Raw genomic sequence first — 26,997 nt, 5'->3', positions numbered from 1 at the left:
ATGCCCGCTGATGCTTCCGCCACCGACGCCAAGACGGTTGCCGTCCCACTGACCGGCATCGCAACGCAACGCCCCGCCCGGCGCGGTGACGGATGGCGCCTGAGGCTGGCCGCGCTCGTCGGACGCGGTTCCACCCAGGCCGCCGCGAAGAGGCACCTGGCCGAGCAGATCGCGTTGATGGCCGAGACGATCGCCGCTGAGCCCGCATTCGCCCGGGACGACGACGGCGCCCTGATCGTCGCTCTCGACCGGCCTTGGGGCATCGAGTGGTACCGCGCCACCGACACCCACGCCCGGCGGATCTCGACCGGCGACCGGCACGCGGAGGGTCCCGCCGCCGATCTGGCGCGCGTCGACCACTACACGCTGCTGCCCGCATATACGTCCGGCCGTACGGACGGAGCACCGCGCCCGACCCTGTTCACCATGGCCGAGATCGAGAAGGCCCTGAACACGGCGCACGACCGGGCGCACGGACACACCGACGACACCGCCGCCCTGGACATCTTCCGGGGGGCCCTCAAGGCGCTGCTGATCAACCCGGCCTCGGAATACCCGCTCCCGGACGACAAGGCCGCCGCCGACGCCTGACCCAGAGCAGTCAGCCGGCCCGGGGCACGACCGCCCCGGGCCGCCCGCCACCGAACGGAGCAACCCCCGTGGGACTGCGCATCCCCCGCTTCCATCCGCTCTCCGACCTGCCGCTGTTCGAGACACAGCGCGCGCTGCGCGGCCACAACTTCTACCCCGGCGCGCGCGTGCTGCGCTCCCTCGCACCCCGTGACCCGCGCCGCAAGCCGGAAGCATCGCCGTACATCGTCTACCACTCCCCGTGGGGCCACCTGGTCGTCACCGAGATCAACCCCGAGAACCTGAACGGCTATGGCTGGACGTGCCGGTCGAGCTACCCGGACGGCGCCGAGTGGGGAGACCTCGGGTACCTGGGCGAGTTCGAACGACGGCGCGGCAGGCCATGGGAGTTCTGGGAGCGCGACCTGTTCTCCGACGATGCGAACGCCGCCGCCGCTGTCGCCCGCATCCTCCAGCGCTACGACCCGCCGGTACGGCGCGACGCGCAGGAAGAGCCCGAGCGCGCGCCCGCCGCCCCGGCGGAACCGGCAACGCCCCCGGCCGCCGCGCCCGTTGCCCGCGTGCCCCGCACGTCCCGGGGCGTGATGAGCCGCCGCTGAAACAGACCGTCGACCCTTTGACGCCCTCCCCTTACGCCGAGAAAGGCACCCAAATGTCAGACCGGATCATGTCGGCCGATGAGTTCGCCATCCTCCTACAGGAGGTCAACGCCGACATCGAGCGCGCTCGTGACCTGATCCAGCCGAGACTCAGCGAACACGTGGGCCTGGACGACTTCACCGACCGCGAGTTCCTCGAAGTTCGGGGAACCTTCACGTCCTCCACCTTCATGCCGAACACCCAGGAAAACCGGCTCTCGCTTGAGCGCCGTGCCCTGCCCTTCGGCTACGACGTGATTGGTGGGCTGGACGTCGCGCTCCTGGCGTTCCAAGACCTCCCGTGGATCGCCCCCAGAGACCTTCACGCCCTGGCGGAAGGGGCTTCGGTCGCTTGGCACGCGCGTCTCCCCTGGGACCGCCTCACCGAGTGCCCGTGCATGGCTTCGCGCCGCTCCTGATCATCCGGCCCGGGACACCACCGCTCCGGGCCACCGCCACTCTCCCTAGGAGCAGAGCATGAGCCGCGCACCAATCGAGTGGGACGACGACGCGCTGATCTACGACTACACGGTGCTGCGCATGTCCACGCCCGCCCTCGGGCGTAAGTACGGCGTGCACCACGCCAGCGTGCACCGGCGCCTGCTCGTGCTGGCCGGACAGGGCAAGGTGCGCATGCGCAACGACCGCGAGGCGAACGCCGCACGGCGGCCCCGTTTCACAGATGCCGAGTTGGAGCCTGCGGCCAACGAACTCTCAGTGCCCCTCGACCAGTTGCGTGACGTTCTCTCCCGGCACCACATCATCGCGCACCAGCCGAAGAGCCAGCCCGTGCCACGTGTCCCGGACCGCCAACTCCCTCCCCCTGACGCACCCACGATTCACAAGGAAGGAACCCAGCATCGTGACCGCCACGCCCCCCGATGAAACGACCGCCGAACCGCGCCCGACCTGCCGCGCCGACGGCACGCCCTTGAGCATCCAGCTCTTCACCGTGGAGGGAACCAGCTACGGCCCGTACGTCGGTCTTCCGCTGCGCGACCACTGGACGCCGTACTCCGCCCACCTGTTCACCCGTGAGACAGCCGAACTGATCGTGTCAGACATGCACCGCGACGAGTGCGGCATCACCGCCCAGTTCGCCGACGACGGCACGCTGACGTTCACGGTGGACGCCGACGACATCGAGCCGGGCAGCACCGTCACGGTCCGGCCGGACGAGCACGGCCGGTACGAGATCGGCGGACTGTGGTCCTGGGATGAGTGGGGCGACCACGTAGAGCACACCGCATGGCAGGCCGCGCTTGCCCGGGGCGCCGCCGAGTACAAGTGGACGGCCGACAAGTGCACGGCGCAGCCCGAGGGGCTTGACCACCTGTACGCCATGAGTCGCGAGGAAGCGCACCGCGTCTCCCTGCACCGTGACGAGCCCGCGACCGCGCCCCCCATCAGTCTCGCCGAGTTCAAGCGCCGCGCCATGCACTGCAAGACATTCACGGTCGAACACCACCGCTTCCCCGAGCGGAGCGGACCCCGTGAGCTGGACAGCATCAGCATGTCGCGCATCCGCGCCACACGGCCCGGAGTGGACCGTCAGGAGACCCACACGGCATGGCCGAAGGCGCGCCTGTGCCGCATCGAAGGGAACCGCATCACGTTCCTGCACGACAAGGACGGGACCGACTTCTTCACCTACGTGTTCCCGTTCGAGGTCTGAGCGTCGCAGAGCAGACAGCCGGCCCGGGGCACACCAAGCCACGGCCCCTGTACCGACATCCTCTTCGTCGGTACAGGGGCCGCGGCTTTGTGCGTTCGCTGCTTGTTCTGTCGTCCCTATTGGTGTGGCGGCTGCGTCACCCAGGACTGCGGGTTTCGAGCAGTCGGCCCGGGGGGCGCTGCGACAGGGTACTGGGGCACCTGCGGCGCGGGGTGGGCGGCCGGTACCGGCTGCTGTGGGTAGTGACCGGTCTGGCTCCCAGGAGTGGGTGGCTGGGGTACCCAGCGGAGCTTGGTCCCCCCGTACACCGTGACGCTCCAGGAGGGTTGGTCGCTGAAGAGGCGCCACATGGGCTTGCCGTCGACCGTTGTCTTCTCGTAACGGCCAAGCCGGAAACCGATCGTCGTCCCCCCTTCGTCCTCCACCTCCATCCTGAGGCCGATCCACTCGGGGTCGAGGTCTTCGATCGGCCGTTCGGTCATCCCGTTGGGTGTCATCCCTTCCCCTCTCATACCGATGCCGCGCTCTGCTCAGCCGGCTCAGACAGCACCGGGTCAGGAGAGGACGCGACCGCCTCGTTCTTGGGCGTGATCGGATCGGTAACAGGCTGGCCCGCTGCCGTCCCTTGTGCGGTCGTCTTCGCCGTTGCGGCGCCATGGTCCGGCTTCCCGGCTTCCTCTGTCTTGCCGGACCTGGCGGCGGCGACCTTGCGGACGGTCTCCACGGGCTCTCCGAGCCGATCGGCGACCGAACGAACGCCGTCGAGTTCGAGCATCTGGCCGACGCTCTCGGCTTGCTGACCCTGTAGGTCCCGCTTCGTGACCTCGGCCGCGCCACGAAGCCGGGCAGCGTACGCGGCGATCTTCTCCTCAGTCGTTGTGGTGACGTCCTCGATCTCCTGCGCCGCCACTTCGTAGTCGGTGGCCAGGTCCTCCAGCCTCCGTTCGCGCTCCCAGTGCGCGGCCCGGCGCGCGCGTACTCGCTCGCGGGCCTCGACCTCGCGCGCCGATTTCCGCTGCCTCCGTTGTGCCATCGAACTCGCCTCCCCTCAGCGATGGGTTCCGGGTCATTGTGGCCGATGAATCGACCCTCACCCAGGGGGAAATTGATGGCCATTTTCGAATGACACACCCAGAGGCATTCAGAGGCATTCAGAATGAGTTGATCTTGCTTGTGGATAACGCTAACTGCGCGGTTTTCCGCAGGTCCGCTCAGGAGAGCGGACCTGCGGAAAACCGTGGGCGCTTCGCGGTCCGCGAAGAAGGAAGGTGCAGGTCGGTGAGTTGGCTCGACTCGTTCCTCGCTCGCCAACTCCCCATCCCTGCACCCCCCTTCTTCGCGGTCAAAGCTCTTGCATTCACAATGACACAAGGTAATCTGAGTGCATGATGACCATCCACAAACTCTCAGCTGGGGATGGCTATCGCTATTACACGAGCGAGACCGTCACCGGAGATGTGCGCCGTTCCGCAGACCGCGACCTGGGCGATTACTACACGGCAGAAGGAAATCCACCGGGCGTGTGGGTAGGCGGTGGAATCGCTGAACTGGGCGTGTCCGGGACGGTGACCGAGCGGCAAATGGAGGCCTTGTACGGCGAGGGGCTGCACCCGAACGCGGACGAGATCATCAAGGCAGCTGTGGACGAGGGCCTCTCGCCCGCTGAGGCCACTCGCCGAGCCCGGCTGGGGCGTCGCTACTACCGGTACGACCAGAACGCCGGCCCGCTCGCGGCGAAGATCCAAGATGAGATCGAGGCCTTCGAAAGCCGCCAGGGACGGGAGGCCACCGCCGACGAGCGCAGGCAGTTGCGGGCCAAGGCCGGCGCCATCGCCTTCCGGGCGGGCTTCGGCCGCTCGCCCAAGGACGCCGAGGAACTCACCCGGTACATCAGCGCCAACACCGCCTCGAAGCAACAGGCGGTTGCCGCCTACGACCTCGTCCTACGGGGGCCGGAAGAGATCAGCAAAGGACTGTTCGGCGACGGTGACGAAGATGTCTGCCGGATCACGATCGAGTGCGACGAGGAGGCGGTCCTTGAGACGGTCGCCTGGATCGAGGAGCACGCTCTCGCCACCCGGACCGGCATCAACGGCGTTGCCCAAGAGGACGTGAAGGGCGGACTGGTCGCCACCCTCTTCCGTCACCACGACAACCGGCTCGGCGAGCCCCTTCTCCACCACCACCTGGTTGTGGCGAACAAGGTCCGCGGGGCCGACGGCAAGTGGCGGTCGATCGACGGGAAACTGCTGTACGCGATGGCAGTTGCCGCCTCCGAGTACTACAACCAGCTCCTGGTCGAGAAGGTGTGCGCGCAGCTCGGGCTGGAGGCCGAGGAGCGCGAGGTCACACCGGGCAAGCGTCCGGTGATGGGAATCAAGGGCTTCGACCGCGGGGTGCTGCAGCCGCATTCAAAGCGGACGCGGGACATCGGCCGGCGGCTGGAGGAACTGCTACAGGCTTACCGCCAGGAGCACGGCAAGGAGCCGGGAACGGCGGCCCGGATGGCGCTCATCCAGCAGGCGACGCTGGAGACGAGGCCGACCAAGACGAAGGGGCGGTCCCTGGCCCAGTTGCGTGCGATGTGGCGCAGGCAAGCCATCGCCGCGGTCGGCCGGGAACGGGTCGATGCGCTGCTGCGTACGGCGCAGGCCCACGCGTCCCACTCCGGTGACGGCAGCGGTGGTCTCGCTGAGATCGACGTGACGCAGGCTGCTGAGGACGTCCTTGCCGTGGTGTCCGAGGAGAGAGCCGTGTGGGGCGAGCGGCATGTGCTGGCCGAGGCACGACGCCACGTCGTACGGCTCAGCCGGGGCCGCAGCACCGCGGCCGACGGGCTCGCCGAGCGGATCACCGAACGCGTGCTGTCGCATGGTTCACTGAGCATCACGCCGCCCGACCTGCACCGGCCCTTCGCCCCTCTTCTGCGGGCCGACGGCACGAGCATCTACCGGCGCCGCGAGTCCGTCCTGTACACGTCCCGGGAGGTCTTGGCCGCTGAGGATCGGGTCCTGAACGCGGCGCGCACCGTGGTGGTCCCCGCGCTCGCCGGGGACCGGTTCGCGCAGGTCGCCGACAGTTTCCAGGGCCATGAGCTGGACGCCGGGCAGCGTCGGCTCGCGAAGGCGTTTGCTTGCTCCGACCGGCTCGTTGTCGGCGGCATCGGCCCGGCCGGCGCGGGTAAGACGACTGCCTTGCAGCTTGTACGCGATGCGGTGGCCGCCGGGGGCGGACGGCTCATACCTCTTGCCCCGTCCTCACGCGCGGCGAAGGTCATCGAAGGCGACCTCGACACTACGGCGTACACGCTTCATGGCTGGCTCGCCCAGCGCGAGCGGCTGACCGAAGGAAGCATCGTCCATCGCGTACTCAGGCGGCGCAGAGGCAAGCGCAAGAAGGCTTCCGCAGAGGAGTACGCGCTCCGCCCGGGCGACGTCATCGTGGTGGACGAGGCGGGCATGGCGGGTTCGAAAAACCTCGCACGCGTCGTGGCCGAGGCTGAGTTCGCCGGCGCGTTGGTCCGGCTCATCGGAGATCCCGCGCAGCTCGGTTCTGTTGAGTCGGGGGGCCTGCTGCGCCAACTCGCCCGCGACGTAGGTGTGGTGGAACTGGAAGAGCTTCACCGCTTCCAGACCGAGGGCGAAGGGGAGGCAACCCTTGTCCTGCGCGATGGTGACCCGGCCGATGCCTGGAGCTGGTATCTGGAGCAGGGGCGGGTTGTGGGCGGCAGCCGCGAGGAGATGCTCAACGCCGTCTTCGCGGCGTGGCAACGCGACATCGAGGCCGGTGTGAACGCACTGATGATGGCCGACGACGGCGAGATGGTCCGCGAACTGAACCTCCGGGCCCAGGCCTTCCAACTCGCCTCCGGACGGCTCGATCTGAGCTGGACGGCCAGGTTGCGCGACGAGCTCCAGGCCGCGGTCGGAGACGTCATCGTGACCCGGAAGAACCAGCGCAAGCTCTCCTTGCTCGGGGGCCGCGACTTCGTGAAGAACGGCGACCAGTGGTTGATCGAGCGGATCGACCGGCGCGGCAACGTCCGCGTCCGCCACACCGGGCACGGCGGGCGGATCGTCCTGTCAAGCGGCTACTTGCGCAGGCACGCCGAGCTCGGGTACGCGTACACGACCCACCGCGCCCAGGGCATCACTGTGGATGCCGCCCATGGCGTCATTACCGCCCGCACCTCGCGGGAAGCCGCCTACGTCGAGGCGACCCGCGGTCGCCAGTCCAACCACGTCTATGTCGTCACCGACGAGACCCAGAGCATGCGTGACGTGCTGGACAGCGTGGCCCACAGCAGCCAGGCCTCCATCTCGGCCCACGAGATGATCGAGGTCGAACAGGAACGCGCTTACAGCATCGGCCAGCTCGTCGCCGAATACACCGACGTCTACGCCCGGGCCACCAGCCAACGGCTGCAGAACCTCATCCGTCGTGTCCTCGGGCCTGAGGCTGAGATGTTCATCGCCGCGGACGCCTGGGATGTCGCCGAGCGGTCGCTGCGCGCGGCCGAGGCCGAAGGCTGGGACCTCGGCCGGCTCATCCGGATCGCCTTTGACGAGAGGGACTTCGCCGACGCCGAAGACGCTGCCGCGGTGCTGGCCTGGCGCATCGACTACCGCATTGAGGAGGGGCGAAAGGCGGCCGAAAGTGCCGCCCGAAGGGAGGCCGAGCCGGGCAGCAGTCGCCCGCTGAAGACGCTCAGCAGGGAGCAGCTGCAGCGCCTTCTGGAACTCGCCGAGCTGCACCGCCGGACCGCTCTGGAGGAACTGCTGCGTGCGGATGCCGCAGTCGACAGCCAGCCCCGGCCGGTTGTTGTGGACGGACTTCCCCATCCCGCGTGGCCCGACCGGGCACACGGGCACCTCACCCGGGCCCAACTCGCCGCGGCCATTGCCCACGTGCGCGCCAGGATCCGCCGCGCGGAACACGAAGGCGACCACGCCGCCGAACGCGCCGCTGCCGCGGAACACGCACTGCTGCGGCACGAACAGCGGTTGCGCAGGAAGATGCCCGTACGCGAACGGATGCGCGAGGACTGGCAACGTGAACCCGGTCGCGGCGGCAGCCACACGGCAACGCAGCCCGTGGAGGTCACGCGCGCCGAGCGCATTGTCAACCTGCACCGCCAGGACGCAGCCAGGGAACGGCTCAGGCGTGCCCAGCTCATCGCCGCCAAGATCCGAGCTGAACAGCGGCTACGCGACGAGCTCCCGGACGGTCCGGCACCTGTCCCGGACAACAACGGCCACCTGCCTGACTGGATTGCTCCGTCGGCCGCCGTACGAGACATGGACACCCCAGAGGGCTGGCGTCAGCACCTGGTCGAGCGCCGCTTCGTACTCTCCGAGCGACTGCAGCAGATGGGACTTTCCCTGGTCGAGTCCCCGCCGTCGTGGGCTCGGGTCCTCGGCCCGGTCCCCGCCGCGGGAACCGAACTGCGCGAACAGTGGTTGCGCACCGCAGCGGTGGCCGAAGTGTGGCGCATCCGCCATGCTCTGGCAGACGACGTTCCCGGCATTGGTGAGCAGCCGGCTGATCCCCGCGACGCCCATGCCTGGTCGATCTTCCAGCAGCGCATCGCCGAGGTTGGCCGCCGTGCCCGCGCGTCCGCCGCCGCGCGGCATCGGCCCGACGAGCCGTCCGGCGGGATGCGGATCGCCGCCCGCACGGCCGAGAACTTCCAGTACCGGCTGCTCGACGCCCATATGACCGAGCCGGAAGACCGGGAGGCGGTATCGGCTGCCGCCGCAGCATTCGCCGAACTCGCCCTGCGCCGGGCGCTGGAGGGGCAGGAACCTGTTGAGGAATGGGTCGAGCAGATACCTGCGCCGGACTCGGAGGACAGCACTCAGCAGGAGCAGTGGCAGCAACTCGTTGCAGCTCTCGCCGCCTATCGGATGCTGAACCAGATCGACTCCGGCGAGCCTTTGGGAGAGACTCCTGATGAGGCCGAAGAGCGGGAGCTGTGGGCCGAGTTGCACGAGGCCATGACGCTCTTCCAGCGGGCCCGCATCCAACAGCGCCTGGAAGAAGTCCGCGCCCACCGAGACGCCGAACGAGCGCGGCGCGGCCTGACCCCCGTCGCACCAGGCGTGCCGTCGGACGATGCCGTCCGCCGGCGGCGGGCCGACACCGCACAGGACGAACAGAACCACCACCGGCGCCGCGGCCCCAACTCGGGACCACGCAGGGGACCGGGAATGTGAGTGAGGAGAAGAAGCAATGGACGAGAAGGACGCGAAGGCCAACACCAACGAAGGACTCACCGCGCAGCAGCGGGAACTGCTCACGCAGTTCGCCGCCCGGCGAGCCGCCCGGATGGCCGTGACCTCTGGACAAGCACCAGAGCAGTCGGAACTTGAGTCCCGTCTCCGCGAGATGGACGAGGCCTTCGCGGCACACCCAGACCGCGACAGCCCGCTCGTTCAGGAGAATCACGAACTCAAGAGGTACACAGCGATCCTCGAAGAAGCCATACGTGCCTTGATGGCCGGCGAATTGGTCGCAGACGCGAGGCAATAGCCATGGAGGCCGGTACTTAAGAGCTCGGACCGCGGTTCGCGTGACCGGTCTGACCTATGTCCTTGCCGTCACACGGCAGGTCAGCGGTCGGTGCACCGAGTGGCCAGACGCCCCGGCTATCGTGATTCACATGCCGTCGACGCACCTGCTGATTATCGGAGACCGAGCCGCCCTGAGCTGGGTGCTGACCGAGCAGCGGATGGCGTTCCCGGCGGGGCGGTCAAGGGCGGCCCGTGTGTTGGAAGAGGGTGACGAGATCTTCCTTTACACCACCAGGAGTTGCTTCCGGAACCCGACGCGTGACCTCGGACGCGTCATCGGCAGGGCTGCGGTCGCAAGTCCGGTGCGGGCTCTGGGTGAGCCGGTGACCTTTGGCGAGCGCTCCTTCACGGAAGGCTGTCACCTGGAGGTGTCCGGACTGGCCCGGTTCCGTGAGGGGCTGGTTCTGCGTGATCTGGTACCGCGGCTGTCGGTCTTCCCAGATCCGGCTACGTGGAGCGTCCGCATGCGGCGGGCGTCGCTGACTCTCCCGCCGGGCGACGCCGATCTGGTGCGTACGGAGCTGGAGCCGCTGTTGGGCCCCTACGACGAGGCCGTCGAGGAGTACCGCTGGGGGTCGGTTTCGGCTTGAGCAGGAGCACGGCTCTCAAGGCACCTTCGGGAACCCCTCAAGCTACGACGTGCGCACCCGCCCCGCTCACAGGCGTGACGGCAGGTCGTGTTGACTGCCATTCGACAGGACATAACAGCTCGTCCGTATTGGCGAGTACCGCCCCGTCCCCTGACTCGCAGGGCCGGTGGGCCAGGCGGTTACACGCCTCGGTCAATAGCCGTATGGTCTGCGGGGTTTGACCAGCCCCCGGGCCTCGTGGGGGAGGAACTCTCCCATTCGGTCTCGTCCGACCAGAGCCCCAGCGGGTCGGAGTATCAACGCGCCAGTCGTATGGACGACACGAACGTGCCCGCATTCAGCCGGGCGGAGGACGGAGCGACGGGCGGCCGTTCGCGGCTGGCAGTCCAGATCGTCGGTCGAGGTGCAGAGCACCTCGACCGTTCCATCAGCTGTCCTCCTGCCCTGCGTCCAGACGCACGCCGTGGAAGGCGCCCGCGATGATGCTGTCCAGGCCCTTGCCATCGCCGACGACCTCAGCCACTACCTTCCCCAACTCCCCGGGGGCGGCAAGCAGGGTGTCGAGGATCCGGTCACGGACCTTCTCGGACTTCAGGAAGTTCTCCAGGCTGTTCTCCAGCGCCCGCGACCTCAGCACCTCATCCGACTTCGCCGCCTGGATAACAAGCGCCATCAGTCCGGCGACGGCGGACTCCGACAGGTCGTCGAACAAGGTGTTGAGGGTGTCGATGACCTCCAGAAGCGGGACCATCTCAGGGTCCTTCACCTTGGCCGTGCCCAGCGCGCTCGGCCCGGTCAGCTTGTCGCCCTTCTCCGTAACCGAGGCGTTCGTGACGCCCTTGTCCTTCTGCTCGATGGCGACCAGCCGTGCGCTTGAGATGTCGATTTCGTCGTGCGTCCGCTCGGCCTTGATCCACTGAGCGAGTTCACGACAGAACGCGCACAGGTCCTCCAGCGGGGAGCCGGAGTAGTCGTACACCTGAGACAGGAAGTCGTATAGCCGCACGAACGAGGAGACGTTCTTCCGGAACTGCTCCAGCCGCTCCACGGCCTGAGTGTCCTCGTCGTGCTCGGCCTGGTCCCATGCCTGGGCGAACCGGTCCTGCGCCCGACTCATCGCTGCGGTGATGGCATTGCGGTCACCGTCCTGGGCGCCCTGGACGAACTGGGCCACGTCCTGCGTGTCGAAGATCCCGAAGGTTCGCAGCCCCACCGCCAGCACGTGCAGCTGGTTCGGGTTGGTCTCGGTCTCGATCTCGGCTTCTTCGTAATACTTCGCGAACTCCGCCCGGATGTCCTTGGGCTCGTTGACGAAGTCCAGGATGAACACCCGGTCCTTGACCAGGTTGCCTGATCGGAAGGTGCGGTTCAGACGCGAGAGGGTCTGCACCGCCTGGATGTTGTCCAGGCGCTTGTCGACGTACATCGCGCACAGTAACGGCTGATCGAACCCAGTCTGGAACTTGTCCGCGGCTATCATGACGCGGTAGTTCGGCTCGGCGAACGCCTCGGCCAGGTCCGGGCCAGCTCCCGGGTTCATCTTGGCTTCGGAGACCTCGTCGTGGATGCCGGACTCCGGGTCGTCCAGGGTGCCAGAGAACGCGACCAGGGTGCCCAGGTCGTAACCCTTGGACTTGATGTACTTGTCGATCGCCAGCTTGTACCGCAGCGCGTGCTTGCGTTCCGAGGTCACGATCATCGCCTTGGCGTGGCCGCCGAGCAGGCTGGCCACGTTGGCACGGAAGTGCTCGACGATGATCTCAACCTTCTGGGCGATGTTCGTCGGGTGCAGGCGTACGAACCTCTTAAGGGCCTTTGCTGCCGCGGCCTTCTCGACCAGGTTGTCTTCGTCGTCAGCGGAGACGTTGACACCATTCTTCTTGATCGCCTCAGCGATCTGGTAAATGGTCCCGTAGTTCTGGTAGCGCGGCAGGACGTCCAGGATGAACCCCTCCTGGATGGCCTGCTTCATCGAGTACACGTCGAACGCGGACGGCTTCGCGTCGGGCGTCTCGCGGCGCCCGAACAGTTCGATCGTCTTGGGCTTCGGGGTGGCGGTGAATGCGAAGAACGACACGTTCGGGGTCGGGGCGTCGGCAAACGCGTTGATCGTGTCCTCGGCGTCGACCTCCGCGCCCTCGTCGACTTCCTGACCGCCGGCGCGCAGTACCTGACGCACTTTCTTCGCCGTGGCGCCGGCCTGCGAGGAGTGCGCCTCGTCCGCGATGACCGCGAACCGGTGCCCGGCCAGCGAGTCGTCCTGCGACAGGAGCTTGAGCACGGCCGGGAAGGTCTGAATGGTCACCACCACGATGCGGCGACGGTCCTGCAGGGCCTTGAGTAGCGCACGTGACTTGGAGCCCTGGTCAGTGCGGGCCCGCTTGTCGACGTTGTAGACATAGTCTGGCTTGCCCTCGATCTGAAGAACCGCGCGCTGCATCTGATCGTCCAGCACCGTGCGGTCAGTGATCACCACGACCGTGTCGAAGACCTTGCGACCGGTGTGGTCGTGCAGGTTCGACAGGCGGTGTGCAGTCCATCCGATCGTGTTCGTCTTGCCCGACCCTGCCGAGTGCTGGATCAGGAACCGTCCCCCCACGCTCTCCGCTTTGATCTGTTCGACCATCCGCGAGACGGCCTGCCACTGGTGGAAGCGCGGGAATATGACGTTGGTGGAGGTCTTGCGCTCACGCGTGATCGCGTTCGTGCTGGTCTTGACGTCCACGAACAGCGTGGACCCGAAGATGTCCAGCCACGTGTCGCGGGCCATGACCTGCTCCCACAGGTACGCGGTGGCCGGCCCGTGCTCGTTGACCGGGTTGCCCGCGCCGCCGTTGTTGCCCTTGTTGAACGGCAGGAAGTAGGTGTCCTCACCGACCAGTTGGGTGGTCATGCGGACCTCGGACTCGGTGACCACGAAGTGCACCAGCGCCCCGGTACCGAACGCCAGCAGCGGCTCTCCCTTCGGGTTGCGGTCTTGGGCGTACTGCTTGACGGCGGCGTCAATGGACTGCTTGAAGTTGGTCTTCAGCTCGAAGGTGGCCACCGGGACGCCATTGATGAACGCGACCAAGTCGATACTGTCGTGAGGCTTCTGCCGCGAGTAGTGCACCTGCCGCATGATCCGCAGACGCACCTTGTCGTAAGCGGCCATGCGCGTGGCGTTCGTCGGGTCCGCCGGGCGCCACTGGACCATCTTCAGCTCGTCGCGCAGCCCCACGGGGACGTCCGAGCGCAGCAACTGCAGGGTCCCGCCAGGGCCACCGCCCCTGTTGTCCAGCGGGGTGGAGCGTAGCTGCACGATCAGGTCCAGCAGAGCCTCCTTCGCTGAGTCTGCCCGCGGGCCGGAACCGATGCTGCGCTTCCACGCCTGCGGGTCCAGGTCCTTGAACCAATCGAAAACGTCCTCTGGGAACAGGGCACGTTCAGCGTCGTACCCCTCCCCGTTCGGGGAGTACTCCCACCCATGGGCGGCCAGGTATTCGCAGATGTGCTGCTCAAACTCCGACTCGTAGGTCAGGTCCACCATGGCTCAGGCCTCCTTGGGGATGTCGATCTGGCCGGTCACGGCCGCAGTGATGAGCGCGCTACGGCGCTTCCTGACGAGCTCGATGTGCCGCTGCGTCTTCGCGATCAGAAGGTCGATCTCCGCTGTTTCCTCGTCCAGGTGCTTGAGGATGCGACGCTGTTCAGCGGGCTCAGGAACATTCATCGGAAGGTTCACGATGTCGTCCCTGCTGATGTTCAGCATCGAAGAGCTCGCGCCAGACGCGGCCATCTCGATCAAGTCCCTGATTCGGCGGCTGGCCAGCAGGTGGGCGACATAGCGGGGCAACGCCTTGGACTCGTCGAGGGCTAGAGCGTAGAGCTTGTCGCTCAGCATGAGCCGTGGGTAATCCCCGGACACCACTGCCGCGCTACCGACAAGGTCACGGGTGTTGGCTCGGGCGACCAAGAGATCGCCGCGCCGCACCACGGTCGACGGACGCGGCTCCAGGTCTTCGGGGAGCTCTTTGTTCTCTTCCGGTCGGAAGACCCCGCGGTTGGCTGCCCCGGCTTTCAGGACTGCCCAGGTCTGGACTCCATCAGCAGGCCAAGGAAAGCACTGCGGGCTCCACCCCTGTCGAACGGACCGCACCAGGTGTTTCAGCCGTGTACCGGGCGCCGCCGGCACGACCTCCACGAGCTCATGCTCCACGACAGCTTGACGTCGTTCCTGCAGCTGTCCAATGAACCGCTCCAGCGCGGCAATGAGCCTGTCGATTTCTGCAGTCTCGCGATCCAGGTGGTCAGCGATGGCGCGTTGCTCAGGACCGGAGGGAAGCGGGAGGGGAATAGCGGCCAGCTTCTCGGCCGTCAGGTGCGGCATGGAGACGACGTTGCAGTACCTCCGGATGAACCCGGTGGCGCGCAGGGCGATCAGGTAGTACGCAAGGAATCGTCCATCATTACCAGTTTTCGACCGGACACGGTTGATCGAGTTCTGGAACCCCCAGCCGTCGAGGTCTTCACCGACGTACGCGGCACGTCCGAAGCCCCCCTGCCCGCCCTCGACCACGACCACGTCACCCTGCCGAAGGGTGAGGTCGTCCAGCTCAGAGGGTGAGAACCACATTTCCTTCACGTCGTCCAGAGCAAGGACGCCGTCGGGCTGGACGTTGGCCGCCCTCATGTATGGAGCAAGGACGTCTTGGCCTGTGTCTTTTGCCTGGAGCATCTTGCCGAGAGTGACGCTCCCCAGGTGCTTGACCTTACCGATCGTCCACGGCGGCTGGGTGTCTCCCCAGGGAAGAGGTGTGCTCACTTGCTTGCCTCCACCTTGTGCAGCAGGCCGAGGATCTCCTGCAGGGACTCGTCGAGGTCGGCGTCGATCTCAGCGAGGGTGCGCGGGGGCACGTACTTGTAGAAGTGGAGGGTGAAGGGGATCTCGTAGCCCACCTTGGTCTTGGTGTTGTCGATCCAGGCGTCCTCGATGTGCGGCTTGACCTCCGCGTTGAAGTACGCCTTGATGGTGGCGTCCTTGGCGTCGTGCTTCTTGGGGTGCCCATTCCAGCCAAAGGGGACGATCTCGGTATCGCGGAGTGGAACGTCGGGCTCCGGCTCCCCCTTGTTCTTACCGGACTGGAAACGGCAGATGTCGGCGTTCTCGTCGCGCTCGCCGAGGGTCTGCCACAGGGCCTTGCGCTGCGCGGAGGTCAAGCTGATGCTGCGGGAACCGAGGTGCTTGCCCAGGTCGTTGAGGAAGTCCTCACGGTTGAGGTACTGGCCCCCGTTGAAGGAGTTCAGGGCGTCGATGAGGCCGTCGATGTTGCCTAGGGTCTTGTGCTCAGCAACGAGGGCGACCCGTTCAGGTGTGGTCTCGAAGTTCCGCCGCATAGGCCGCTCGACGGTGATCTGCCAGAAGGCGAAGTCGAGGTTGTCGAAGATCTTGGACGTGTCCGAGGACTCCATGTCCGCGTACTGCTGGAGCACGCGCTCACGGGCGGCGTCGTTGATCTTGACGCGCTTGGAGCCCAGGGACTTGTCCATCTTGGCGCCCAGGGCGGTGGCGTCGATGAGCTGCACCTTGCCCTTGCGCTCGGGGCGCTTGTTGTTGTCGAAGATCCATAGGTACGTGGGAATGCCGGTGTTGTAGAACATGTCGTTCGGCAGCGCGACGATGGCTTCGATCAAGTCGTTCTCCAGCAACCACCCTCGGATGTTGCTGGCGCCGCTCCCGGCGCCGCCGGAGAACAGCGGGGAGCCGTTCAGGACGATGCCGGCTCGGGCGCCGCCGTCCTGGCTGTCAGCGGGGTTCATCTTGGCGATGGCGTGTTGGACGAACAGCAGGGCGCCGTCGGAGGTCGGGGGCAGGCCGGCCCCGAAGCGACCACTGAAGCCCCTCTTGTGCTCCTTCTCCACGTCCTCGGCGATGTTCTTCCAGTCCACGCCGTAGGGCGGATTGGAGAGGATGTAGTTGAACCTGTCGTCTGGGAAGAGGTCCTTGGTCAGGGTATTGCCCAGCACGATGTTCTGGGGGTTCTGGCCCTTGGCGAGCATGTCGGAGCGGCACATGGCGTAGGACTCGGAACGCAGTTCCTGCCCGTACAGGAGGAGCTCGGCGTCCGGGTTCATGCGGTGCAGGTGCTCCTCTGCCACGCTGAGCATGCCACCGGTGCCGACGGTGGGGTCGTAAATGCTACGGATGGCGTCGCCGGACAGCGCATTGTCGTCCTCGGCGAACAGCAAGTCGACAAGCAGGTTGATCGCGTCGCGCGGAGTGTAGTGGTCACCGGACTCAGCGTTGGACGACTCAAAGTCCATATAGATGAGGTGCTCGAACAGCTCACCCATCTTGGAGTTCGGCACGGCCTTGGGCGACAGGTCGAGATCGCGGAACTGGCGGACGATCGTGGCGAGGATGCCGCCCTTCCTCATCCGTTCGATGTGCTGGGGCAGGTGGAAGTTCGCGAAGACGTCGATGTCGCTGCTGAACCCGCGCACATACTCCAGCAGGTTGTCGGCCATGTCGTCGCCGGAGTCGTACACCGAGGCCAGGGTGTGCTTCGTCGTGTTGTAGAACTTCACACCGCCAGTGAAGGACTTGATCATCTTCACGCGCAGCGTCTCGTTCGGCTGCTGGGCGATGATCGCGGCAACCTGGGCGCGGTGGGGTGCCATGACGCACTCCAGGCGGCGCAGGATCGTCATGGGCAGGATGATGTCGCCCGCCTTGTTGCGGGCATAGACACCGCGCAGGGTGTCCGCGATGGCCCAGACGTCCTTTTTCAGGTCGACCACTTGAGTTGTCCTTCCTAGCGCGGATACAGGGGGCACCCGCTGAGAGGCTGACCAGTGATGGCACTGGTCCACACACGAAAATGTAGATGGTGCCACTGACAGGACCGGCGCCATTCCAGAAGTGACGCCCGTTTTGAGTTAGAAGTCCTATTCACGCCGTCCGTTGTCCGCCCGATTACCGAGCGGGCAGCGCTTCTCTGCCTTCACAGCGGCATGGCAACCAGGGGTAGCAAGCCGAGGGAGGGCCGAGCCGCCGGCGGTGCCTCTGGCGCCGTGCCCTGTATGCCGATCCTCCTGCCGTAGTCGGGCGGGCGGCCCGGTCGCCGGACCGCCCGCCCGAACCGGCCGGCTGGGGGCGCGGTGGGTAGCGGGGGCGTGGGCGTGCTCCGTGGCTGACCTCGGGGATCAGGCCGTAGACGAGGACACACGAGGCGTCGATACGGCCAGGCCGTGGACGTCGGTGGGCATGCCCCGCAGAGGCGGAGTGATCCGTTCGGTCGTGCTGTTGCGGACGGGCCGTAGGCTTCCCCTATGAGTTCGGTGCGCGCCCGGGTGTGGCGCTTCACGGTTGAGAAGGGAAGCGCGGGGGCGGAAGCCGTCCAGGCCGTCGAGGTCGGGCAGGGCCCCCTGCCTGTGTCCTTGGCCGCCTTGGTCAACATCAACGCCCTCGCCTGCGACCTGCGCAAAACGGTTGACCAGCGTGTGCGTGACCATGAGATCAGCCTCCTCCTCAGCTACATCACCAGCAGCTCGGGCGGTGCGCTCGGGGTCGACTGTTCCGCGCTCGACTCCAGCTCCGGCCACATCCGACGCTTCGTCAGCGAGTGCACCGGGCTGGGGGTGATGAGCGCCGCCAGTGAGGCACTCTTCGACTGGAAGCCCGGGGCCAACGGCCTTAGCAGCTTCGACGTCTTGCCTGGAAAACTCGTCGGAACCTACGCGAAAAAGGGCGTACGGCCCGACCTTCTGTACGACTTGGCCGCCGGGCCGCTCGCCGGAGAGGCACGGGGCCGACGCCGCGACCACAAGCAGATGCTCCCAGCTGGGCAGGGCACCCGGCCGCAAAAGGCACGCTTGGAGAAACTCGCGCAGTGGTCCGTCGACCACAACGAGCATGCCTACTTCATGAGTTGGGTCTGGCTCGGCGCGGGCGGCGTCTATGTCGACATCTTTCTGCCCGACGACTCCCCGGCCACGGCCGGACTCAAGACCGGGTGGATCGATGTACCAGGCAGCGCACAACCCTGGCGGTTCCGTGTTCCCCGGGATCCCCGTCGGCGTACGGACCTGGAGCAGGACTCTCTCGCGGCAGGGGCAGACTCCGCGCCCGAGTCCGGCGGCGAGGGGTCGGCCGATGCAACCGGGGCCGCCGCCGGAACGGCGATCAGCCGAGCCGCGGTAGTGGTCGAGGAGGCGATGAAGCGGTCCTTCGCACGCGAGGACACGCTTGGCACGTTCTCCGGCGTAGAGGTCCGTGGCCGGTGGATCCGCGGCGACGCGGTCGGACAGGCACACCACGAGGTCCTGCTGGGCGTCCTGGGCGAGCGAGTGCCGGTGGACCACCGGGCCCAGCGCCGCCGTCTGGCCTCGCAGACCGACCGGCTCGATGTGTTCCTCGAAGGCCGCCTCCTGACCCTCGTGCACCCCGTCGACAGCCCGCGGCCGAGCTGGGACCGGATCCGATCGGAGCTGCTGGAGTAGACGGGTCACAGATCGGCTGCGGTTCTGATCTACGTCACACACCGCCTTTAGCCGTCTTGCGGCAAATGCCGCGCTTTCCGCGGGGGTTGTCCGCGATGATGGTGGGGTGCGAGTGACCCGACTGCTGATCACGGACTTCCGGGGCTGGAAGTCCCTCGACCTGCGCCCCCGCGATCACGCGGTCGTGGCCGGCGTGCCCCGCGCTGGGCGTAGCGATGTCATCGAGGCACTGGCGCGCGTACTCGACCCGGAAGCTGCACACGGCCCCTCCCTGTCGGATCTCCACCAGACGGCGCCTGAGGAAGGAGAGGGCGAGGACCAGACTTCCCAGTTCGAAGCAGGCTCGGAGGCGGCATCGCCTGAGTCGGCGGCGCCAGTCCGGGCGTCCACGGCAGAGGTGGAGGTCACCCTGTCTGATCTCGACCCGGAGATCGAGCAACTGGTCGATGGCTACCTCCAGCCGCTCGATGCAACGGGGATGGCCTCCGAGGACGACGAGGCGGACCCGTCCGCTCCCCAGTGTGTTCGTCTCACCTATCGGCTCAGCTACGACCACGAGACCGAGGCGCTGGAGTCCGTCGTCTACTATCCGGCGCGCAGCAATCCGGAGACCAACCATCTTCTACGGGTGCCGGCTGCCGTGCGCCGCGCGCTTCCGGTCATCACCCTCAATGCGGGAGTCCCCCTGCAGCTTCGAGCGGGCGGCAGCCTGCGACGGTACATCGAGGAGCGCGACCCAAAGGCTGCCGTCGCCGCCTTCGAAGTCCTGCGCGAAGCCGTCGGCGAGGCCGTGACCGCTCTGTCCAAGGACCCGGCCATCACCGAGGCCGTGGACGCCGTGCTCGCCGTGGGCGGCACCGGGAAACGCCTCGGGGACAGCCCGATCGCCGCCGGGGACGTCGGTTTTCTCGCCGAGGACGGATCCGTCAGCGCACTGCTGCGTACGCTGCGGGCCGCGCTAAGGCTGGACACCGCCGGACCGCTGGCCCTGACGACCCACGGCAGCACCGTGACCGCCGTCCTCTCCATGGCCGAGGCCATGCTGCTCGCGGACGTCCCCGGCGCGGTCGTACTCGCCGATGACTTCGGGGACCAGCTCGACGCCGCCACCGCCGAGCATCTGGCCTCGCTGATCCGTAACCGGTCCGGACAAGCCTGGCTGTCGACCCGCCGACCCGAAGTGGCCCGCGCATTCGAACCCGGCGACGTGGTTCGCCTCGTCCGCCACGGCGGCCAACGGACCTACCACCAGCTTCCGCAGGTCAGCGACCGTAAGCAGCTCGTCGCCCACCGCCAGCTCCACACGCAGCTGCTGCCCGCGCTCACCGCGCCCGTCGTCGCTGTCACCGAGGGGCCGCACGACGTCGCGGTCCTCGGCATGACCAACCGGCGCTACCCTCCCCACAGGCTGCCCCTGTCCGCCTACGGTGTCCGGCTCGTCGCTGCAGGGACGGGGGCCGACGGCGGCATCGACCAGGTCCCTCAGATCGCCGATCTCGCCAAGCAGCTCGGCTTCCGAGTGATCGGCGTCGTGGACGCCGACAAGCCCTCGCAGCAGTCGGCTGATCAGCTCGACAAGGTAAAGAAGTCGTGCGACGTCGTCATCCAGCTACCGGAGAAGACCGCGATCGAACGCGCGATCACCGCCGGCGTCCGGCTGGCTCAGCTCGCCGCGGCCAGCTCGGTCCTGACCGTCTTCGGGCAGCCGGATCCCCTGGCCGTCGAAGCCACCGAGCAGACCGTCACGAACCTCTGCGTGACACTCCACAAGAAGGGCCTGCACGAGCCCTTCCTCGACGCCCTCTACCGCGAGCTTCAGCCGGAACCTGCGGACGCGGAAGAGCAACATGGGACGGAACCGGAGGAGGGCGCTTGGGTGGTGCACCCGCCACTCTTGGCGGCCATTCTGGACGCCATCACCACGGCAGCCAGCTCCAGCTACAACGGCCCCACGATGGTCGTCCTTGAAAGTGTCGGCCGCCCTGACGAGGACGCAGCGTGACGTACGAGGCCGAGGGGGTACAGCAGGACGTCATCGAGAGCACCACGCCGGTTCTCGTCGTACTCGGGGGTGCTGGCACGGGCAAGACCACCACCGCCGTCGCAGCCGCCCGCCGCCACCTCGAAGACGCCGACGAACGGCTAGCGCTCCGACGCCGAGCGGCCCACCAGGCTGGCCGAAGGACGCGGCTGCCCGCCCCGGAGCGGGTCCTCTTCCTCTCCTTCTCCCGCACCGCAGTGGCGCAGATCATCGACCGCTCGTCCGACGTGATCGGACCGTTGGCCCCCCGCCTCGAAGTGGCCACCTTCCACGGCTTCGCCTGGCGCATCATCAACAGCTTCGGCGCGCACCACGGATACCCCCCGCCACTCGCCGTCCTAAGTGAAGCGCAGCGCCTCGTCGGCGGAGCCGGGCCCGGGCTCACCTACAGCCAACTGGTCCCGACGGCAATGGAGTTGCTCGCCCTGGACAAGGTGCGCAGCCACTACAGCACCCGGTACGGCCTCGTCATCTGCGACGAGTTCCAGGACACCGACGACCAGGAATGGCAGTTCCTCCAGCAGATCGCCCCGACCGCGCGCCGCATCCTGCTGGGCGACACCAACCAGTGCATCTACGCGGGCTTCAAACACATCAACGCCGACACACGGATCGCCACGGCAATGCGATTGCCGGGTGCCGACAAGATCACGTTGCCGCCGCTCAGCTACCGCGACCCGAGCGGAACCCTGCCGGCCGCCGCCGAAGCCGCAATGCGACGCGACTTCACCCACGACGCCATCCGCACAGCCGCTGCCGCGGGGCGCATCTCGGTCACCGACTACAACGACGGCCACGGACACGCCGAGGTCATCGACCTCGCACGCCGCGCCCGCAAGGACGGCCACACCGTCAGTATCTTCACCCACACGAACGTGGCGACCTCCAGCCTCTCCGACGCCCTCCTCGCCGACGGACTCGTGCACGAGCAGGTCGGCCTCACCGAGGCACACGGTGAGGCACTCGCTGCGCAACTCGCCCTGGTGAAGTACGCCCTGAAGGTCCCCGACTCCGGAGTGCTCCGTGCGCTGGCCGTCTACGTCCAGGCCACGGAGCGCAAGGGCAACAGGGTGGTGCCGCTCGCCCAACAGATGCTCAACCCGACGACTAACCCGGCCCTCCGCAACGCACTGAAACGACTGGCACGCGACCTGCGAGCCTCGGTCGGCGAGGGTGGCCAGCCCGATGTTGCCAAGCTCGCCGAGGTGGTCACGAACGCCTACACCACTGTCGGAGCCGCCCGCGGCCAGGAGACCTGGCTTCAGGCGGCCCGTCAGGCGCGCATCGCGCTGCGTCGCTTCGGCGAGGACTGCATCGACGCTGCCGCGGTCGAGCAGGAGCTGCTCCGGACACGCGACGAAGCCCTGGTCGGGGCAGGGACAGCCCGCCGAGCCCCGATCCAGGTCATGAACCTCCACCAGACCAAGGGCAGGGAAGCCGACACCACGATCTTGCTCCTCGGAAATAACGAGTTCCACGGCTCCGAAGGAGAGCCCTACCCGACCGGCTCCAAACTGTTGTACGTCGTGATGACCCGCGCCCGGCAGAACGCGCACCTCGTTGTGCCCGATCTGGTGCACGGGCTCTGGGAACCTCTCGTCGCCGCCCTGCGGTAGCCCCCCTACGCCGCCGGACACCCAGGACTTGGCCGAGGAGTTCGCCGGATCCTCACGCAGCAGTTAATGATCTCTAGCGCCTCCGCAGGTCAGGGATCGGTTCGGTCACGTCCCACTCGATCAAGCTGGCACCCTGGTTTTGGTAGTGAGCCTGCTTCACACGCTTACGCTGGTCGTAGGCCTCTCTGCCATGGATGCCGTAGACCTCGACGTAGGAGTTTGGGCGAGTGTCGGTGAGCACGAAGTCGGGGAAGACGGCGTCGTTTCCGTCGTAGCGCACGGGTTTGACGTAGGCACGGCCGCTGTCGGCAAGGGCGTTGGCCATGACGATTTCGTGGCTGGAGTCGGCGGGTATGTAGAGTCGGCTGACCAGCATGGCGGCCATGTCGACCACCCGGATGTTGCCCCTGGGACTGAGTTCTACAAGGAACAGGCCGATCCGGCGGGCTCCGTGTTCGATCGCGTTCTCGGAGAAAGCGGGACGGTATGAACGGCGAAGCCGTTTGTCGAGGGCTTTGGTGGCGAACAGGGCGCCGCGGTGGTGAGCCAGCACGTACCGGATGCCGTACTGGGTCGGCCTGATATCTCTGATCTCGCCGAGGATGAGCCCGCGGCGCTGTGTGTCTCCGCGTCGTTTCAGCCGGGAGATGCGGAATATCTCGAAGGCGGCGGCGTTGCGGCGGGCGTACTCCTTCCGGAATGGGGGCACGACGTACAGGGCCTCGGCCAACTCCTCGTGGTTGATGGAGCATCCAGCGATTTGCTCGCTCAGCCGCGCGTGACTGACCCACCAGGTGCGTCGTCGCCAGCGCGGATGCCACGCGGTGAGTTGGGCTTCCTCCCACAACCAGTGGAGAAGGCCGAGCAGACCGACGGTACGGCGCGCGCGGCTGTCGCGTTGTTCGGTGGAGGCTTTGGCCGGCTCGGGGGCGCTGAGCTTGCGGGCGAGTGCGGCGGAGAAGCGGATCGCGACGCCGTCGTCTCCCTCGTGGATGGCCTCCGCGCTGTAGGCGTCGCGGCCGGTCAGCTCCGAGGCGAGCTTGTAGAAGCTGCAGCTGGGGTCGTGGAGTTCGCCTTCACCGGGCCATCCGGCCAGGTGGTAGCGGCCGGCCCGGCTGCACCGGATGACCAGCCGGAGGGCTGGTGTCTGACAGAGGCATTGACCGTGGCCCACTTCGGCCCTGGCCCGGGCGAAGAGCGCAGCGTAGTCGGTGGCGTGCTCACGCAGTACGAACAGCGGGAGCGACTTGTCCGCGAGCCGTACACGGTCGGCTCGGTCACCGCGGGTTGCGCCCTCTCCCTGGGGACTGTCCGTGTCGGCTGGTCGGGGACGGTCGTGCTGGTCTCGCAGCGGGGCGGCTTTGGAGGCGGTCATGTCCGCACTCCTCCGTAACCGGGACCGGTCATCGACCGGTGGTGCTGGAGTTCTTCCTCTGCCTCAGCGTGCCGACGCCGTCGGCCGACCTGCAGCATCAGCTGAGCCGACGCATGGTGAGGGTCCGGGATCTCGTCAGCATCGAGCTGCTCGGCCAGGGCATGCCGTACGGCGGCCTCTTCCGCCCGTTGGCGTGCTGTGAGCCGGGAGCGACGTTGGATTTCCAGCGTGATGCGCTGCACCTCTTCGATGAGTTCCTGGACACGGTGCATCGCCTCGGCGGCGTCCGGAGAAACCGGTGCGCCTCCGGGGAGTTGCTCGCCCAGTTGTCGGAGCCCATAGGAGGCGGTCAGCGCCCGGTCCATGACCTGACCACGTCGGCTGCTCAGCTCGGGAGGGGGCAGCAAGGCCAGGGAGTCCGCGCGCGCCAGTCGGGCCAGTGTGGCCAGCACGTCCGCCTGTCCCATGCCCTCCAGACCGGCGGCTACACCTGGCTCCAGGCGGCTCTCGTTGAGCTCGGCCGGTGCGATCCGGTCTGCCCAGTCCAGCAGGTCGGATCGCAGCAGCATCGTGGCCTCCGGGTCCAGCCCGTAACCGGTGAACGCCGCGTCCGGGATGTCGGCGACCTGGGCCAGCCGGACGTACAGGTCTTGGCGCACCTGCGTCTCGGGGAGCTGTCGAAGCCCCGCGATTCCGCTCACATACTCGGCCAAGTAGGAGTCGACGTCTCCTTGCCCCAGGTGCCGACTCAGCACAGTTAGTTCCACGAAGTCCTTGGCCGCCAGGCGGTGTTCAGGAGCCTCCAGCTTGGCGTAGAGGAGGTCGCCCATGGCCGCGACCGGCATGCCCGCGACGGTGTGGGAGCCGAAGTAGCGTGGCATGCGGGCCATTTGAACGGTGACTGTGCCGTACTCGGCGTGCGTGACCAGCAGGTCGCTGTTCTGGTCGCATTGCGCGAGTGGGTGGAAGGCCCAGGTCCGGACCTCCTCAACTCGGTACCCGTGGGCGGCCAACGCGCCGGCAACGGCCGCCCGCACCGCCGCTGTGTCCTCGACCTGGTCCGTGAACACGTCGATGTCGTGTGCCGGCCGGGCCCCGGCGACGCCGAGGGCTTGGAGTGCCAGCGAGCCGGACAGGTGGTAGCCGTGCTGGCCGCATGCGACCAGCACGATACGGGCGACCGCGAGCATTCCCTCGGCGTTCATGGTGCGGTCAGCTCCGGGAACCGCCGCTCCCACACCTGCACGACGGCTTGCGTGGCGAGCCGTTGGGGCCACAAGCGGAGCAGAACGTCACGGCTGATCAGCGCTGCCTGCTCTGTCGCGGTTCCGCGTACGAGGAGTCTGCGATACAGCGCGGCACACTGCGCTGCATCCGCCACGTCTACGAGCGCGGGCACCTCGCCGTCGACCAGATGACGGGGAACGTCCACGAAGCCCGATCCCGGGCCCGCGAGGGCGTCGAGGTCTGCTACCACGTCGAACCTCTGGAACAAGAGAAGGTCACCTACGCCAGGCGCGGTGAGCGCGTGAGCGACGTCCTCGGGTATCAGCCCCTGGCGGGCAGCTTCGTCGATCACTCCCTGCTCGGCGCCCCGCAGGCGTGCCACGCGCGCGAAATCGGGCCGGGGTGTGCTGGCCATGCGATCCGTTCTCCTTTGGTGATGCGGCAAGTACACGCATTGATTGACTAGTTGCGGCGAAGTCGCCGGTCATCCGCGCCGTTCACCTCTAACGTCGCCGAACGGCGGCTTCCCCTTGTGGAGAAGTCATCCGACTGTCGCGCCAACCCCACCACAAAATACCCCCCGGGGGTATGAAAAGATGTGAGAGTGTGGCTTCGACCGGCTGCGATGCACGTCCCAGAACGGAGGACTTGATGACTGACTGCCCCATACCCCTGCCACCCGGTGCACGTAGTGCGTTCCCGGCACCAAGATCGCGCCGCGCACCACACCGGGCGGTCGCTGCGGGAATGGCTGCACTCGTCCTCGGCGCGCTGGCCGGCTGCAACGACGCCTCGGGCGGCGAAGCCGATCCGACGGCCGGGGCAACGCACAAGGCCGCGGCACCGGTCCGGCTCCCGGTACCGGACGGATTCGCCACGGAGACCGGCTGGAGCACTTCGGCGAGCCCCGAGGCCACCGATGCCGAGGCGGGATCCAGCGGCTTCCCCTTGGTCGCCGTCGCACCCAAGACCGGTCTGGTGATTCAGGCAGCCGCCGACGGCTCGCGCGTGCGTGCCTTCTCCCTCGCCAACGGCAAGACCGTGTGGGCCTTCACCCCCAAGGCACTCATGAGTGCCCATACCGGTGTCTTCGTTCAGGAAGGCAAGGCCGGCGAGAAGGTGGTGCTGGCCCGTCAGGGCAAGACCAACGAAAGCGGCCTGAACACGTCGCGCCGTACGACCACGATCGACGTCATCGCGGCGGACTCGGCCAGCAAGGCGACCGCTGACCATCACCTCGACCTGGCGGCGCCTGACGACACCGCCTTCTCCTTCACGGCGACGGATTCCGGCTTCCTGGTCGGCCCGGTGACCGACGGCGTGCACGACAAGGGCGTCGTGATCGACGCGTCCACGGGCGCCCAGCGCACCGTTCAGAAGAAGACGGTGACGGTTTCCGGCTGCGGCACGGGGTCGTGCACCGTCGAGGCATCCCCTGCCTTCGCCACTGCCCAAGGCGTCGCCTCCGCCTTCCAGCAGCAGGACGGCTGCGACCAGTGGGCCGAGGGCGGCACCCCGTGCACGTACGGATTCCAGGTCGGTAACGCCTGGACCAGCACCAGCGTTGCCCCCAGCGGCATGCACGTCGGGATCCCGCTCGCCGTCACCGGGCAGTACCTGGTGGCCGCCTGGCACACCAGCGACACGGAGACCGACCCGCCCGCGCTCTCCGACACGAAGAAGACCACCCTGGCGGTGCACGATCTCGCCACGGGGAAGATCAAGGCGCAGGTCAGCTGCACCTCCGCCGACACGCTGACCCTTCAGCCCGGATCCGCGCAGTCCTCCACCCGCCTTTCGCCGAACGGTGACTTCCTCGTCTCCGGGCAGGCCGGGTTCGACCTTGCCACCGGCCGTGGACACTGCTTCACCAGCACCGCCAGCACCAAGGGCATCGATCTGACCGCCGTGGCCGACAACGGCACGGCGTACGGCATCGTGCACGCCGTCGACGACACGGAAGCCACCTCCCTGTACGGGCGGCTGCCGATCGTCCAGGACGGGACGGACACGCCCGAGCGCGGCGCGGCCCGCGTCAGCGTGCGGACCGGGACGGCCAAGGCGCTGCCTGCCGCGTCCGAGGTCCCGCTGTATGTGGCTGCGGACGGGCACGGCGTCTTCCGCACCCGCGACGTGATCGCGGTCTATCCCGCTTCCTGACCGCCCACCGCGCTGAGCCCCGAGCATCGTC

19 protein-coding genes are annotated in these 26,997 nt (G+C 67.3%); 12 read left to right on the top strand and 7 right to left on the bottom strand.

Features of this window, described 5'->3' with window-relative positions; genetic code table 11:
- From QF027_RS41345 to QF027_RS41325, 5 genes are all read left to right on the top strand, one after another.
- Nucleotides 1-591, top strand: a complete 591-nt coding sequence (locus QF027_RS41345) for a hypothetical protein (RefSeq protein WP_307080563.1) — start codon at nt 1-3, stop codon at nt 589-591.
- Nucleotides 592-659: 68 nt separating this feature from the next.
- Entirely contained in the window at nt 660-1,190 is a 531-nt protein-coding gene (locus tag QF027_RS41340; protein ID WP_307080562.1) for a hypothetical protein, read from the top strand.
- Between the two features lie 53 nt (nt 1,191-1,243).
- Nucleotides 1,244-1,648: a hypothetical protein gene (locus QF027_RS41335; RefSeq protein ID WP_307080561.1), complete on the top strand. Its 405-nt coding sequence runs from the start codon at nt 1,244-1,246 to the stop codon at nt 1,646-1,648.
- A gap of 58 nt (nt 1,649-1,706) precedes the next feature.
- Nucleotides 1,707-2,114, top strand: coding sequence for a hypothetical protein (locus QF027_RS41330; protein WP_307080560.1), 408 nt, complete (start codon nt 1,707-1,709; stop codon nt 2,112-2,114).
- Nucleotides 2,092-2,904: a hypothetical protein gene (locus tag QF027_RS41325; RefSeq protein ID WP_307080559.1), complete on the top strand. Its 813-nt coding sequence runs from the start codon at nt 2,092-2,094 to the stop codon at nt 2,902-2,904. The genes QF027_RS41330 and QF027_RS41325 overlap by 23 nt, the downstream gene beginning before the upstream one ends.
- 508 nt (nt 2,905-3,412) lie before the next feature.
- Here the strand turns inward: QF027_RS41325 and QF027_RS41320 are convergent.
- Nucleotides 3,413-3,937 (bottom strand): hypothetical protein, encoded by a 525-nt coding sequence (locus QF027_RS41320; RefSeq protein ID WP_307080558.1) that lies wholly within the window; start codon nt 3,935-3,937, stop codon nt 3,413-3,415.
- Between the two features lie 352 nt (nt 3,938-4,289).
- On the opposite strand from QF027_RS41320, the gene mobF reads away from it, so the two are divergent.
- From mobF to QF027_RS41305, 3 genes are read left to right on the top strand one after another with little or no spacing between them, the layout of a single operon-like run.
- Nucleotides 4,290-9,119, top strand: coding sequence for a MobF family relaxase (gene mobF / locus QF027_RS41315; RefSeq protein WP_307080557.1), 4,830 nt, complete (start codon nt 4,290-4,292; stop codon nt 9,117-9,119).
- A gap of 16 nt (nt 9,120-9,135) precedes the next feature.
- Entirely contained in the window at nt 9,136-9,435 is a 300-nt protein-coding gene (locus QF027_RS41310; protein WP_307080556.1) for a hypothetical protein, read from the top strand.
- A 40-nt stretch (nt 9,436-9,475) separates the two neighbouring features.
- Nucleotides 9,476-10,066 (top strand): hypothetical protein, encoded by a 591-nt coding sequence (locus QF027_RS41305; RefSeq protein WP_307080555.1) that lies wholly within the window; start codon nt 9,476-9,478, stop codon nt 10,064-10,066.
- A 427-nt stretch (nt 10,067-10,493) separates the two neighbouring features.
- Here the strand turns inward: QF027_RS41305 and QF027_RS41300 are convergent, their stop codons facing one another.
- Genes QF027_RS41300 through QF027_RS41290 form a run of 3 tightly spaced genes read right to left on the bottom strand, consistent with a single transcriptional unit; the run spans nt 10,494 to nt 16,846 of the window.
- Nucleotides 10,494-13,595, bottom strand: a complete 3,102-nt coding sequence (locus QF027_RS41300) for a type I restriction endonuclease subunit R (protein ID WP_307080554.1) — start codon at nt 13,593-13,595, stop codon at nt 10,494-10,496.
- A 3-nt stretch (nt 13,596-13,598) separates the two neighbouring features.
- Nucleotides 13,599-14,870: a restriction endonuclease subunit S gene (locus QF027_RS41295; protein ID WP_307080553.1), complete on the bottom strand. Its 1,272-nt coding sequence runs from the start codon at nt 14,868-14,870 to the stop codon at nt 13,599-13,601.
- Nucleotides 14,867-16,846, bottom strand: coding sequence for a type I restriction-modification system subunit M (locus QF027_RS41290; RefSeq protein WP_307080552.1), 1,980 nt, complete (start codon nt 16,844-16,846; stop codon nt 14,867-14,869). Before QF027_RS41290 ends, QF027_RS41295 begins: the two co-directional genes overlap by 4 nt.
- Before the next feature lie 531 nt (nt 16,847-17,377).
- On the opposite strand from QF027_RS41290, the gene QF027_RS41285 reads away from it, so the two are divergent.
- From QF027_RS41285 to QF027_RS41275, 3 genes are all read left to right on the top strand, one after another.
- Nucleotides 17,378-18,547: a hypothetical protein gene (locus QF027_RS41285; protein WP_307080551.1), complete on the top strand. Its 1,170-nt coding sequence runs from the start codon at nt 17,378-17,380 to the stop codon at nt 18,545-18,547.
- A gap of 106 nt (nt 18,548-18,653) precedes the next feature.
- Nucleotides 18,654-20,549 carry a hypothetical protein gene (locus tag QF027_RS41280; protein ID WP_307080550.1) on the top strand — a complete coding sequence of 632 codons (1,896 nt, stop codon included), beginning with the start codon at nt 18,654-18,656 and terminating at the stop codon, nt 20,547-20,549.
- Entirely contained in the window at nt 20,546-22,204 is a 1,659-nt protein-coding gene (locus QF027_RS41275) for a UvrD-helicase domain-containing protein (RefSeq protein WP_307080549.1), read from the top strand. The genes QF027_RS41280 and QF027_RS41275 overlap by 4 nt, the downstream gene beginning before the upstream one ends.
- A gap of 73 nt (nt 22,205-22,277) precedes the next feature.
- Here QF027_RS41275 and QF027_RS41270 read toward each other — a convergent pair whose 3' ends face one another.
- From QF027_RS41270 to QF027_RS41260, 3 genes are read right to left on the bottom strand one after another with little or no spacing between them, the layout of a single operon-like run.
- A complete protein-coding gene (locus QF027_RS41270; RefSeq protein ID WP_307080548.1) occupies nt 22,278-23,579 on the bottom strand; it encodes a DUF1173 family protein in 1,302 nt (433 codons plus the stop codon).
- The gene (locus QF027_RS41265) at nt 23,576-24,784 is read right to left on the bottom strand and encodes a hypothetical protein (protein WP_307080547.1); all 1,209 of its coding nucleotides are present in this window, start codon (nt 24,782-24,784) and stop codon (nt 23,576-23,578) included. Before QF027_RS41265 ends, QF027_RS41270 begins: the two co-directional genes overlap by 4 nt.
- Nucleotides 24,781-25,221: a hypothetical protein gene (locus QF027_RS41260; RefSeq protein WP_307080546.1), complete on the bottom strand. Its 441-nt coding sequence runs from the start codon at nt 25,219-25,221 to the stop codon at nt 24,781-24,783. The genes QF027_RS41265 and QF027_RS41260 overlap by 4 nt, the downstream gene beginning before the upstream one ends.
- 332 nt (nt 25,222-25,553) lie before the next feature.
- Between QF027_RS41260 and QF027_RS41255 the strand changes: the two genes are divergently transcribed.
- Nucleotides 25,554-26,966 (top strand): hypothetical protein, encoded by a 1,413-nt coding sequence (locus QF027_RS41255; protein ID WP_307080545.1) that lies wholly within the window; start codon nt 25,554-25,556, stop codon nt 26,964-26,966.
- The last annotated feature ends 31 nt before the right edge of the window (nt 26,967-26,997 follow it).

The organism is Streptomyces canus (assembly GCF_030816965.1).
GTDB classification, from domain to species: Bacteria; Actinomycetota; Actinomycetes; order Streptomycetales; family Streptomycetaceae; genus Streptomyces; species Streptomyces canus_E.
Note: the sequence above shows the minus strand (reverse complement) of the source record. Positions and strands in the feature narration are given on the sequence as shown.